At 58.3% G+C, this 11,989-nt stretch carries 9 protein-coding genes and 2 pseudogenes; 5 read left to right on the forward strand and 6 right to left on the reverse strand.

Going from position 1 to position 11,989, the window contains the following annotated elements; translation table 11 throughout:
- Window positions 1-72 precede the first annotated feature (72 nt).
- Window positions 73-732 (reverse strand): FAD:protein FMN transferase, encoded by a 660-nt coding sequence (locus AC1AY0_RS11030; RefSeq protein ID WP_476523739.1) that lies wholly within the window; start codon window positions 730-732, stop codon window positions 73-75.
- A gap of 682 nt (window positions 733-1,414) precedes the next feature.
- Here AC1AY0_RS11030 and AC1AY0_RS11035 point away from each other — a divergent pair.
- Window positions 1,415-4,310, forward strand: a pseudogene (locus AC1AY0_RS11035) (glycoside hydrolase family 3 protein).
- Window positions 4,311-4,467: 157 nt separating this feature from the next.
- Here the strand turns inward: AC1AY0_RS11035 and AC1AY0_RS11040 are convergent.
- Window positions 4,468-5,040, reverse strand: coding sequence for a TetR/AcrR family transcriptional regulator (locus tag AC1AY0_RS11040; RefSeq protein ID WP_476523737.1), 573 nt, complete (start codon window positions 5,038-5,040; stop codon window positions 4,468-4,470).
- 102 nt (window positions 5,041-5,142) lie between these two features.
- Between AC1AY0_RS11040 and AC1AY0_RS11045 the strand changes: the two genes are divergently transcribed.
- Entirely contained in the window at window positions 5,143-6,438 is a 1,296-nt protein-coding gene (locus AC1AY0_RS11045) for an NADH:flavin oxidoreductase/NADH oxidase family protein (RefSeq protein WP_476523736.1), read from the forward strand.
- Here AC1AY0_RS11045 and AC1AY0_RS11050 read toward each other — a convergent pair.
- A complete protein-coding gene (locus tag AC1AY0_RS11050) occupies window positions 6,432-7,100 on the reverse strand; it encodes a TetR/AcrR family transcriptional regulator (RefSeq protein WP_476523735.1) in 669 nt (222 codons plus the stop codon). The two genes, AC1AY0_RS11045 and AC1AY0_RS11050, sit on opposite strands and share 7 nt — an antisense overlap.
- A gap of 118 nt (window positions 7,101-7,218) precedes the next feature.
- Between AC1AY0_RS11050 and AC1AY0_RS11055 the strand changes: the two genes are divergently transcribed.
- On the forward strand, window positions 7,219-8,091 hold the full coding sequence (locus AC1AY0_RS11055; protein ID WP_476523733.1) for an SDR family NAD(P)-dependent oxidoreductase: 873 nt from the start codon (window positions 7,219-7,221) through the stop codon (window positions 8,089-8,091).
- 86 nt (window positions 8,092-8,177) lie between these two features.
- Here the strand turns inward: AC1AY0_RS11055 and AC1AY0_RS11060 are convergent, their stop codons facing one another.
- Together AC1AY0_RS11060 and AC1AY0_RS11065 are read right to left on the reverse strand one after the other, a co-directional pair.
- Window positions 8,178-8,897: an SDR family NAD(P)-dependent oxidoreductase gene (locus tag AC1AY0_RS11060; RefSeq protein WP_476523732.1), complete on the reverse strand. Its 720-nt coding sequence runs from the start codon at window positions 8,895-8,897 to the stop codon at window positions 8,178-8,180.
- Window positions 8,898-9,015: 118 nt separating this feature from the next.
- A complete protein-coding gene (locus tag AC1AY0_RS11065) occupies window positions 9,016-9,531 on the reverse strand; it encodes a flavodoxin family protein (protein ID WP_476523731.1) in 516 nt (171 codons plus the stop codon).
- A 171-nt stretch (window positions 9,532-9,702) separates the two neighbouring features.
- Here AC1AY0_RS11065 and AC1AY0_RS11070 point away from each other — a divergent pair, with 171 nt between their 5' ends.
- Window positions 9,703-10,128 (forward strand): winged helix-turn-helix transcriptional regulator, encoded by a 426-nt coding sequence (locus AC1AY0_RS11070; RefSeq protein ID WP_476523730.1) that lies wholly within the window; start codon window positions 9,703-9,705, stop codon window positions 10,126-10,128.
- A gap of 62 nt (window positions 10,129-10,190) precedes the next feature.
- Here AC1AY0_RS11070 and AC1AY0_RS11075 read toward each other — a convergent pair whose 3' ends face one another.
- The gene (locus AC1AY0_RS11075) at window positions 10,191-11,156 is read right to left on the reverse strand and encodes an AraC family transcriptional regulator (protein WP_476526414.1); all 966 of its coding nucleotides are present in this window, start codon (window positions 11,154-11,156) and stop codon (window positions 10,191-10,193) included.
- Window positions 11,157-11,268: 112 nt separating this feature from the next.
- Between AC1AY0_RS11075 and AC1AY0_RS11080 the strand changes: the two are divergent.
- Window positions 11,269-11,856: pseudogene (locus AC1AY0_RS11080) on the forward strand (MFS transporter); the annotation flags it as partial.
- Window positions 11,857-11,989 lie beyond the last annotated feature (133 nt).

Genomic DNA, 11,989 nt, shown 5'->3' on the forward strand with positions numbered 1-11,989 from the left:
GTCGCTGTATTCGTAAGGTACCTTGAGAATAATACAAGGTACCTTGCAAAATGCAAGTCGGGCGATGTGGCGCTACATACTGCCAACGCGCAATACAGTACCGTCGTTGCGAATCAGCAGTGCGCCGAGGATTTCAGGATGCCGGGCTGCGAACTGAGACGCGCGTTCGCTGCCGAGTGCGAGCAGGGTGGTGGAATACCCCTCAGCATCCAGCGACTTGCGTGCGACGATCGTTGCACTCGCGAGGTCAGTATGTGCCGGATATCCCGTGTGTGGATCGATGATGCGGTGATATGTGATGCCATCTGCGACGAACCGACGCTCGCATGTGCCGCTGGTGACGATTGAAACGTCTGGCGGAACGGTCAGGGGAATCAGGGTTCTATTCGACTTCTCCGCATTGCAGCATGGGTTGGGAATAGCGACGGGCCAACCGTGGTGTGATGAACGCCTGCCGTGCATCAGGGTGTTGCCGCCGAGATCGATGAGGAAATTCTCGAAACCGGCCGCCTGCAGCGACCCGGCCAGACGGTCCGCGATCCAGCCTTTGGCGATGCCGCCAAGGTCAAGCTTTGCTTGCGGGTCGTACAGACGGCACCATGCTGTACTGGTTCCGATGCCATGCCCGAAGCCCCTGAATTCGCCAATGGCATGTCCATCGCCTTCGGCAACGTCGGCATCGCTGTGGGTACGACGGCTGGCGGCATGACGATCACGCTGAGCTCGATCCATGCCGCGGCCATTTGCGCCGCATTCTTCGCCGCCACACTGTCTATCCTGCTGCCATTCCGTATCGTTCTAATCAAACGCACAGCGAATTGACGGTATGGGATGTGTTTCTCGCTTACAAGGGGCTGATTTGAGCTGCGCGGGAGGTCTATCTGCGTTAGCAGGGGCTGCTTCTCTGCTGAATTCGACCATGCTCCAACGCTATTCCGCCATTTTGAAGGGAATTTACTAGGGGCAACAGCCCCTGCTAACGCAGATAGATGTCCCTGGAAACAGTAATCAGCCCCTCGTAATCGAGATATCCCTGATCTATAAGCAATGAATCGATAATCGAGGAGATTATGGGACGCCTAGAGAACATGGAAAGGAGAGAAGGGCATTCGTCGATGCAGGTTGTGCGCCGAAAACGACAGGTTATCGGGCAGGTGAGTGGTTCGTGCTGGAGCAAACTCGTGAGCCAAAGCCTGATAACCCTTGTAATCACAGGGATTCCGGCAGATTCAAGAATCATATATTCATGTTGCGTATGGATGTGCATTCGTTGCAGACATTATCTTTCGCATGCCGGTTTTCGGACAATGAAATCCATCACAAGCGTTCACGAAAGCCAGTGATCGCAGACGATATCACCATAGCAAACCGTGCGGGGCAGCACGGTGACACCATCAAAGTAGAAAGGGCAGCAATGCTTGATATCAATATGGATGACGTCATTGCAGTCGTTCAATCCATCGCAGTCGAACTCGGCGTCATCGCCGTGTTCTTGGCGCTCGCTATTATCCTGACCATCGCGGTCAACAAGCGTACGGTCAAGGACGGTGCCGCGCGCAAACTCACCCACTCCACCTCCTGGGTGGTCACGGCCGTGGCGGTAATCGCGTCCATTACCATCATGCTTACCGGTCCGCTCAACAGCATGATTACCATGGCCACCGCTACCAAGCATGAGCTGAGCGCGGAAACCATCGACAAGACGAATCAGTTGGCCGTAAACATTGAACGTGAAGGCATCACCCTGCTGCAGAACAACGACAACATGCTGCCGCTTGCCGCCGGCAATATCAACGTGTTTGGCTGGGCCTCCACCAATCCGATTTATGGCGGCACCGGCTCCGGCGCACTTTCCGACGCCTACGACACTACCTCTTTGCTCGACGGTCTGCATGATGCCGGCTATCAGACCAACGATGAGTTGACCAAGTTCTACACCGACTACAGCACTGAGCGTGGCGTGATTTCCGTTACCTCCGCCGATTGGACGCTACCCGAACCGGCCGCCTCGACCTACACGGATACGCTGATTAACGACGCGAAGGACTTCTCCGACACCGCCATGGTCGTTATCGGCCGCGTCGGCGGCGAAGGCCTCGACCTGCCTACCGACATGAACAAGGACGGTGTGGTCTACAACGACAACTCCAGTGAGTACAAGGACTTCCCCCGAAGGCACGCATTACCTCGAGCTCTCCCAGTCCGAAAAGGACATGATCGACCTCGTGACCTCCAACTTCGACAACGTGGTGCTTGTCTACAACGGTGCCAACGCGTTCGAGTTCGGCTTCCTCAACGACTACCCGCAGATTAAGAGCGTGCTGTGGGCGCCTCACCCCGGTCAGGCCGGCTTTGAAGCGCTCGGTGAAGTGCTGACCGGTGAAGTCAACCCGTCCGGTCGTACTGCTGACACGTTTATCGACGATTTGACTCAATCCCCGAACTGGAACAACTTCGGAGCCTTCCAGTACGACAACGTTTCCGAATTTGAAGTCGACTCCGCGCGAGGCGTGCGTTCGCCGAAGTTCGTGAACTATGTGGAAGGCATCTACGTGGGCTATCGCTTCTACGAAACCGCTGCCGATGAGGGATTGATTGATTATGATGCCGCCGTGCGCTACCCGTTTGGCTACGGACTTTCGTATACCACGTTCGATCAGCAGATGGGCGATGTGACGTACGTGGATGGCAAGGTATCGTTTGACGTCACCGTGACGAATACGGGCAGCGCGGCCGGCAAGGATGTGGTTGAGGTGTACTACAACCCGCCGTACACCGATGGCGGTATCGAAAAGTCCACGGCAAACCTGGTTTCCTACGAAAAGACCAAGGAACTTGCGCCTGGTGAATCCGAAACCGTGTCCATCGAATTCGATGACGATGACATGGCTTCCTACGACTATCAGAACGCCAAGGCATACGTGCTCGAAGGCGGCGACTATGAGATCTCCATCAACGAGGACTCCCATAACGTAATTGACTCGGCCACCGTCACCGTGCCTGAAACCATTACCTATAACACGGACGGCAACACGCACAACGGCGACCAGATTGTGGCCACCAACGTGTTCGACGACGCGGAAGGCGATGTGACGTATCTGAGCCGCGCCGGCCACTTCGCCAACTATGACGAGGCCACCGCCGCGCCCACCGACTATTCGATGTCCGACGAGGTAAAGTCCACGTTCTACAACATCGGCAACTACGATCCCACCCAGTTCGACAACGCAGACGATGAAATGCCCACCACCGGAGCCAAGAACGGTCTGCGACTGATTGATCTGCGCGGCGCCGACTACGACGACGCCAAGTGGGATCAGTTGCTCGACCAGCTCACCTTCGATGAAATGGACAACATCATCGCCAATGGCGGCTACCAGAACGCAGCCATTAAGTCCATCGGCAAGATTCGTCTATCCGATGTGGACGGCCCTGCAGCCTTGAAGGACAACTTCACCGGTGTCAGCTCCATTGGTCTGCCCGCCAACATTGCGCTCGCCTGCTCGTGGAACAAGGACCTCGCCCGCCAGTACGGCGAAACCATCGGCGACATGGCGCACGAGATGCAGGTGTCCGGCTGGTACGCGCCCTCCATCAACAACCATCGTTCCGCATTCGGCGGCCGCAACTTCGAATACTTCTCCGAAGATCCGGTGCTGACTGCAGGACTCGCAACCGAACAGGTGCTCGGTGCCGCCGACCGCGGCGTGTACGCCTTCACCAAGCACTTCGCTCTGAACGAGCAGGAGACCGAACGCAACGGTCAGCTGTGCACGTGGTCCAACGAGCAGGCCATCCGCGAAATCTACCTGCGCCCGTTCGAGGAGGTCGTCAAGGCCGATGGCGATGCTCAGGCCATGATGGGTGCGTTCAACTACATCGGCAACACGTACGCCAGCGCGCACGTGGGTCTCAACAAGACCGTGCTGCGCGACGAATGGGGCTTCAAGGGCATGCTCGAGACCGACTACTTCTCCGGCACGAACTACGGCTACCAGACCGCCGATCAGGCGATCCGCGGTTACACCGACATCATGCTCGCCTCCACTGAAACCACCAACCACGTGACCGACAAGTCCGCCACTTCGCTGATTGCCATGCGCAACGCCGTGCACAACATCCTGTACACGACGGTCAACAGCTGGCGATACGCGGACGGCGAACCGGCCGACCCGATGCCAGCTTGGCAAATTGCCCTGATCGTGGCCGACGCGGTGCTCGGTGTGGTGCTGATCGGACTCGAAGCCTTGGTAATCCGCCGGTTCGTGGTCCGTCGCCAAGATGCCAGCAGCGCCAAGGTTCAGGCATAAGAAGATTTGTGATTCGCGCGGCTTGCCCATTGCCGCCGCGTGAATCACATAGAAGAAAGGAGGTGCGGGCCCGCTGCCCTGGGCCCGCACCGTAACCTTGACCGCATAAGGCGGCAGCCAGTCTCCTCCGGCTGCCGCCTTTGCTATAAGTACTGTTTTATTCCACGCCGCGCAGGAGCATATGCGCGTAAGTGTGGAGCTGCTCGCGGTCGAGTGTGTGCCCTCGCAGATACGCCCAATCGAGTACGAGCATGAGGGTGTTCGCGTAATGGTCGGCAACCAGTTCAGCTGGCAGGCTGAAACGGTCTCGATCGATGCAGGCGGCCATAATTTCGCGGGCGCGCTGCTCGATGAACGTGTGCATGCTGGAGAATAGCGGACCTTCGGGCGAATTGTGCTGAAGAATTGTCTGCAGCAGGTTTGCGTTGGATTCCAATAGATCGGCCATCGAATCGAGTGCCACATCCACTCGCTGCGAGGATTCGACCGATGCGAGGTTGGCGGAATCCGTTTGCTGGGCCAGCGCAATCCAACAATAGTTCAGTAGATCATCGCGGTCTTCGAAATAGTTGTAGAACGTGGCGCGTGGGTAGCCGGCGGCCTCGCACAGTTCGTTGACGCTGATGTCGGCGAAGGACTTGGTTTGCAACAGTGTGGTCATTGCGCCGAAGAACGCGTCGAGCGTGCGCTGAGTGCCGCGCGTGAGTTTGGCGTTGAGATCCTTTTTCATGATTGTTCAGCATAGTCTATCGTCCATAATTTTGCAGATGTCTAAATATATGTTATTTTTTAGACAGATGTAAAAATATAGACGATTGGAAAGATTGGAATCATGGCAAACGATGTGAAAACAACCGCGCTCGCTGAACCTCTGACCCTGCCCTGCGGTGTGACTGTGAAGAACCGGTTCTATAAATCCGCGATGAATGAGGCGCTTGCCGGTCGCGACTGCGCACCTACCGAAGCGCACGTGCGCCTGTACCGCGAATGGGCGAGGGGAGGGGCTGGCGTGCTCGTCACCGGCAATGTGATGGTCGACCGAACGCAACTCGGTGAACCTGGCAACGTTGCCGTCGAGGATGAGCGTGATCTTGCGGTGCTTCGCCGCTGGGCTGCCGCAGGTACGGAGAATGGCGCGCATTGCTGGATGCAGATTAACCATCCCGGCCGTCAATCGCCCATGACTATCAATTCGCACCCGGTTGCGCCAAGCGCCGGCATGGTTGACGGCGACTATGGTCGGTTCTTCGCTGAGCCGACTGAACTGACTCGTGAACAGATTCACGATATTGTCCGCCGATTTGCCAACACTGCACGAATCGCTAAGAAGGCTGGATTCACTGGTGTGGAGATTCACGCGGCGCATGGCTATCTCATTAACCAGTTCCTTTCGCCGCTGGATAACCAACGCACTGATGAATACGGCGGCAGTCTCGAAAACCGTGCTCGATTCCTGTTCGATGTGTTCGCCGCCGTGCGCGATGCCGTTGGCTCAGACTTTCCGGTTGCGGTGAAACTCAACTCGTCCGACGTGCCGATTGCCGTCAAAGTCAACGAGGAGAATGGGGTGCCGGGCGGATTCAGCGAAGAGGAATCCATTTGGGTTATGAAGCAGCTCGAAGCCCGTGGTGTCGATCTTATCGATATCTCGGGCGGCACTTATGCCAAACCGGTTATCCAAACCAACAGCGGTGCGGCTGAGGATCGCCGTCGTGGTGTCTACTTCACCGACTTCGCGCGACGCGTTAAAGGTGAGCTTGCAGTGCCGGTTGCGCTGACCGGTGGTTTCCGTAACGCGGATGATATGGAGCGTGCGCTCGACGAAGGCATCACACAGATGATCGGCATTGCACGGCCGCTCGCGCTGGTGCCTGACCTGCCGAATCACATCATCCGCGACGGCTGGCGCGGAAGCGTGGAACTACCGCGCATCACGACCGGCATCAAGTCACTTGACAAGGCATTCGGCGGCATCCTCGTGATCAGCTGGTTCGAACTGCAAATGAATCGCATCGGCCGCGGTCGCACCCCGGACCCACGTATCGGAGGCCTGCGCGCACTGTTGTTCGCCCTCAAACAGCACGGCCCCGCCGCACTCACCCCGCGTCGCCGCAAGGGGCGTCAGTAAGATATCTGCACCGGTTGTCGAGCTGTTTCAACGTAAGCGGTTTGGCAGCCGGTGCCGTAGCGCTCGGCGGTGGCCACGCCGTGCAGCATGAGATCGGTCATGATGTCGGCCAACTCTTCGTCGGGTGCATCCATGTCATGCAGCACCCACTGGTCGATCACCTCGCATATCGCGCCGGTCCAATAGCAGGCTGCATAGCGCGGTCCGATCTCATGGCGGGCGGCACTGCGATTCATGCTTGCCCGCATCCCTTCCCGAATACGATTCGCTTGGCCGGCGCGCAGAATCAACCGGTATTGCGGCGCGATGACGCGAACGCTGGCGAGCAATGACAACCATGCCTCGCGCGTCTGCGTCATCGGATCATATTGCAGCAGACTGAGCGTGACCTGCTCGAACACCGTATTCAGAAAACCGTCAAGAATAGCCTCCTTGGAAGCGTAGTTGCGGTAGTAGGCGTTGCGGGAGACACCGGCTCGGCGTGCGATGTCGGTAACAGTGATCGATTCGAATGTTCGTGTTTCCATCAGCTGGATGAGCGCCGCTTCAATGCATTTGCGCACGAATGTGTTTGATTCTTCGTTGTTGCGATGCAACGTGGCCAGGCGGCGATTGGTGGTCTGGTCGTCGCTCTGATTGTCGATGTGGTCGGCCTGTGCCATGTCACAATTCCTTCCATTTTGTCATCGCCGTGCTCGTGCGGCTTGCGGGCGCTGTTTCGTGACGATTATGGTCGATGATGTCACAACTGTTACATCATAGCGACGGAAGACAATAATCATGGGTAACAAGAAAATCATCCTCGTCACCGGAGCCTCCAGCGGTATCGGCAAACAAACTGCCCTCGCACTCGCGCAGCAAGGTCATACCATCCTCATGCATGGTCGTAACCCGAGCAAAACGCAGGAAGTCCGCGACTGGATTATTGAGCAGACCGGCAACCGCGATATTCGCGCTTACGTTGCCGATCTATCGCTGATGAGCGAAGTCACACGGTTTGCCTCCGAAATTAACGCGACATACGACCATCTCGACGTGCTCGTCAACAACGCCGGAGGGCAATTCGGTTCCGTGCGCGAGACGACGGCCGAAGGACATGAGAAGACGTTCGCCATCAACACACTCTCGCCGTTCCTGCTCACCAGTCTGCTGCTGCCGATGCTGCAACGCAGCGCATCGGCGCGCATCGTCACCGTCGCCAGCGAATCCTACCGCCAGGCCGGGCGGCCGATACTCGACGACATCGAACTGGAACACAACTATTCGATGGTGCGCGCCTACGGTTTCTCGAAACTGTACGTATGGTGGCTCATGCGGCGGTTCGATGCGCGACTCAAAACAGACGGTGTGCACAACGTCACCGTGAACACCGTGGAACCCGGGTCGGCCGCGACCGCGCTGCAGCGCGAATCGATCCGCACGACGCCGTGGATGCTGCCGTTGCTCATCCTGTGGCTGCCGTTCATCCGCACCGCCCGGCACGGCGCACGCACCGGTGTACTGATGGCCACGTCGCCTGCCGTCGAGGGAGTGAGCGGTGAATTCTGGGGCAACATGCGCCGCAAGCGTATCAACGCCAAATGGATTTCCGAGGAAGGAGAACGTCGCATCTGGGACTATTGCGAGCGGGTCTGTGCCTCGTATCTGCAGTGATATTTCACGCGACGGACTGGCTGACTGCATGGTCGGACAGTCCGTCGCCGTCATTGTCTATTCATCTCGGTGCTGTACGACGCCCGTCACCACGGCAGTGGCTGGCCATCGCGGAAGAAGCCGCCGGTTGGGCCGTCGTCGGGCAGGGTCGCGGCCCAGGTGACGCTTTTCGCGCTGACTTCGACCGGGCGGCCCCACATGTCCGAACCGAACGTGTCGGTGATGTCCGGGCAGACCGCGTTGACGAGGATATGGTCCGCGTCGAGCTCCTTCGCGGTTTTGATTGTCAGCCCGTTGAGCGCGAGCTTCGAGATGCCGTAGCCGGACGCGGGGATGCCCATCGAGCCGTGCAGGAACCCGTACTGTGGATCGCCGTACGAGCCGGCACCGCTGGAGACGTTGACGATACGGCCGTGTTCCGACTTGCGCAGCAGCGGAATGAGCGCTTTCGTGACGATCCATGTGCCGATCACGTTGGTGTCGAATACCGCGCGCATTTCGGCGATGTCCTGCCGTTCGACGGATTCTCCGGCGCGCATGGACGCTGCGTTGTTGACGAGCACGTCGAGCCGGCCGAAACGACGTCCGATTTCCGCGGCGGCCGCCGCGACGGACGCTTCGTCGGTGATGTCCATGACGACGTAACTTGCGTTGATGCCAGCGTCGACGAGCTCCTGCGTGAGCCGTGCAAGCTCAGGGCGGCGCGCGGCGAGGATGACGTGATATCCAGCTTCGCCGAGCTGTCGGGCAGTCTCGTAGCCGAGGTTGCCTTTGCGACCCGAGCCGGTGATCAAAGCGATCTGCATGATGGTTTGTTTCCTTTCGTGGTATGCGCGCATGGTGTATGCGTGGATCCGGAATATGCGGGGATTGGAATGTGCGCTGGATGTGCCGATCGGGGCACACGGGACAGCGTGTACGGATTTAGAACTCGCGGCCCAGTTCTCGGGCCTTGTCGAGATACGGCGTTGAAGCTACTTGGCCGGGTGCAAACACGCCGGCGGCGAGCACTGAACCGCGGATCTTCCACCCGAGGCTCTCGCCGAAGCACATCTCGTAATACGCGAGCACGTTTTTGGCAAGCACCTCCTCGGGACTTGCTCCGGCGACCAGCAGCGCCGACTCCTTGCCTGCCAGATCGTCGTGCGCGTCGAAGGGCATGCGGTCCATCAGCGCCTTGAGCTGCGCGGAGAACTGCATCCAATAGGTTGGCGTGGCGATCACGACGCCGTCCGCCGCCTTCATCTGCTCCATGACGATGGTCATATCGTCGCCCGGCTGATCGAACGCGGTGAACGGCGCGATGTTCATGGCCGTGATGTCGAGTTTGGCTGCGGTGTTGCCGGCCGCCTCGGCGCCTTCGATGAACGCGTCCGCGAGCATGTCGGCGTTGCCGCCTTTGATTGGGCTGCCTTGCAGGACGAGGATGTGCTTGTTCATGGTGGTGTTCCTTTCCATGGGTTGCGTGGCGTGGTCGTTCGACCTGCCGTGCTGTATAAGGTGTATAAGGACAGTATGTATTAGTACATATACTTTTCGTTCTTAGAATAAAAAACTGATTTTTGTGAATTGGAGACGTTGTGGCAGGGGAGACGGTTAGGATGAGAAACCATGAGTGATCGTATGACGACCGGGGAAGCTGATGCCGGAACTTCACGCAGGAACGCCGAAAAGACGGTCGGAACCGCTGCAGAGGCCGGGCTCACTTCGCCGACCTGCGCCATCGGCTACGCGTTCAAGGCCATCGAAGGCAAATGGAAGTTGCCGGTCATGTACGTGCTGAGCGAACGCGGTGCGGCACGCTACAACGAGATCAAACGCGCACTCGGCATCACCAACATGATGCTCACCAATACGCTGCGCGATCTCGAGGAATACGGTCTCGTCAGTCGAACGCAGTACAACGAGGTGCCGCCGCGCGTCGAATACTCGCTCACCGCCAACGGCTATGCCATCATCCCTGCCCTCAAGGAATTCGAAAAATGGGGGCAGCTCCTGCTGGACGCACAGTCGGTCGAGGCGAATCGCTCTCATTGAGCGAGAATGGAGGGATGGGCGATACCTTTTCGGTCGTTTAGTGCTATGGAGGCAGACCAGACCTAACCGAGTGCTTCGCGGTCGCGGTATTGACGTGGTGTGCAATGCATGCGCGTACGGAACACGTAGCTGAAGTAGGTGGGGGAGGAGAAGCCACAATCCCGTGCGATCTCCGCGATGGACATCCCGCTTGACGACAGCAGGTCGCGGCTTTTGGCGATGCGGTAATCGATCAGATAATCGGTCGGGGTGCGTGCCGCGTGCGTGCGGAACAGATCGCAGCATACGCTGCGGCTGACCGCGCCGGCCTGTGCGATGTCGTCAAGTGAAATCTTCCTCGCCGCGTTGGTGTGGATGAACGCCGCCATCAGCAGGAACGTGCGCAACGACCGGCCTTGCGCCTCCGTCTCACGCGTGTCGGAATCGACTGTGATCCTGTCCAACGCGAGCAGACACAGTTGGGCGGCCTGCGATATGGCTTCCAGGGTGTTCAGCGTCTGGCTAGCCGCGCCGGCCATGGCGCGTTCGAAATCGTCGATGCCGAACAGCAGCGGGCGATCGGCAGGGTTTTTCGCCGTCAGGAGTATGTAATCGCTGGCGGCTTCGCCCATGCTGTCCAACATCGCCTTGGCAAGTCCGGCATGCATTTGCTCGAACGGGAGCGGATCGATTACCGCCGATACGAATCGCGCGTCGATGGCCTGGTCGGAGAACAGGTAGTGGAGACGGCGCGAGTTGATGAACACTCCTTCGCCCGGTCCCAACGTAATCGTCGAACCGTTGACGAAAAGCTCCGTGCGCCCGCTGACCACATGGATGAATTCCAGATCGCGATGCCAGTGGCAGGCCATGCGGTACCCGTAACGGCTCAGGCGGTCCCTGCGTGCGTACAACGGCAGGCCGGGCACGTTGTAGTGCGGTCTTTCGGAAAGATCGGAGAAGACCGTCAACGGGTTCGCGGCGGCGGGCGGCATTTTTGACGTTACGCTATCTGTCACGATTTCTATAGTACTTGAGTCGATTTTCATATATGGCAGTCATGTCGGTTGTTGAAGAAATCTAGTATCTACCAGTGTTTACATCGGTAACCATTCGTAATCACAGCTCGCTGATTTCGATAGTATGACGAAAGAACTTGAGATGACCACGCCTTCGACATCGCATTCATCCGAGAACGATCGGTTCTTCACCGTGCCGGTCGTCACCCTCGTTGCATTGACATTCCTGCTCGGATTGAGTGAATTCATCGTGGTCGGTGCGATGCAGCCAATCGCATCGGACCTCGGCGTCCCCCTGACCGCCGTGGGCATGCTGGTGTCCGCATTCGCGCTCATATATGCACCGATGACACCGATAGGCGCGGCCCTGTCCGCGCGTTTCGACCGGTTCCATGCGCTGCTTGTGCTGACGCTCATCTTCCTGGCCGGCAATGTGCTGTGCTCATTTGCCGTCAACTTTCCCATGCTGCTGGTCGGCCGCATCATCATCGCCGCGGTGAGCGGCCCGCTGGTCGCGGTGCCGATGACGTTCGCACCGGATCTGGTCGATGAGTCACGCAAGGCGAAGTTCATCTCATGGGTGTTCTCCGGCATTTCCATCGCCGCGGTGTTCGGCGTGCCGGTCGGCACGTTCATCGCCCAACGATTCGGATGGCGATGGTCGTTCCATCTCATCGACCTGCTGACGGTGCTGGTGATCGTTTCGATGCTGCGCTGCCTGCCCAGGACGTCGGCGAATGAAACCAAAACGGGCTATTCGCTGTTTGTGGTGGGTGATGGTCAGGTGGTGGTGACGGCTTTGATGTCGAGTTTGCCGCAGGTCAGGTAGATCATGGTGGCGAAGTAGTCCATGTTGCGAAAGC

This window comes from Bifidobacterium sp. LH_416 (genome assembly GCF_056357055.1).

Coding starts and splice junctions, on each gene's coding strand:
- AC1AY0_RS11075 (WP_476526414.1), bottom strand. CDS start 11,156: ATGAAAATCGACTCAAGTACTATAGAAATCGTGACAGATAGCGTAACG.
- AC1AY0_RS11065 (WP_476523731.1), bottom strand. CDS start 9,531: ATGAACAAGCACATCCTCGTCCTGCAAGGCAGCCCAATCAAAGGCGGC.
- AC1AY0_RS11040 (WP_476523737.1), bottom strand. CDS start 5,040: ATGAAAAAGGATCTCAACGCCAAACTCACGCGCGGCACTCAGCGCACG.
- AC1AY0_RS11050 (WP_476523735.1), bottom strand. CDS start 7,100: ATGGCACAGGCCGACCACATCGACAATCAGAGCGACGACCAGACCACC.
- AC1AY0_RS11070 (WP_476523730.1), top strand. CDS start 9,703: ATGAGTGATCGTATGACGACCGGGGAAGCTGATGCCGGAACTTCACGC.
- AC1AY0_RS11055 (WP_476523733.1), top strand. CDS start 7,219: ATGGGTAACAAGAAAATCATCCTCGTCACCGGAGCCTCCAGCGGTATC.
- AC1AY0_RS11030 (WP_476523739.1), bottom strand. CDS start 732: ATGGATCGAGCTCAGCGTGATCGTCATGCCGCCAGCCGTCGTACCCAC.
- AC1AY0_RS11045 (WP_476523736.1), top strand. CDS start 5,143: ATGGCAAACGATGTGAAAACAACCGCGCTCGCTGAACCTCTGACCCTG.
- AC1AY0_RS11060 (WP_476523732.1), bottom strand. CDS start 8,897: ATGCAGATCGCTTTGATCACCGGCTCGGGTCGCAAAGGCAACCTCGGC.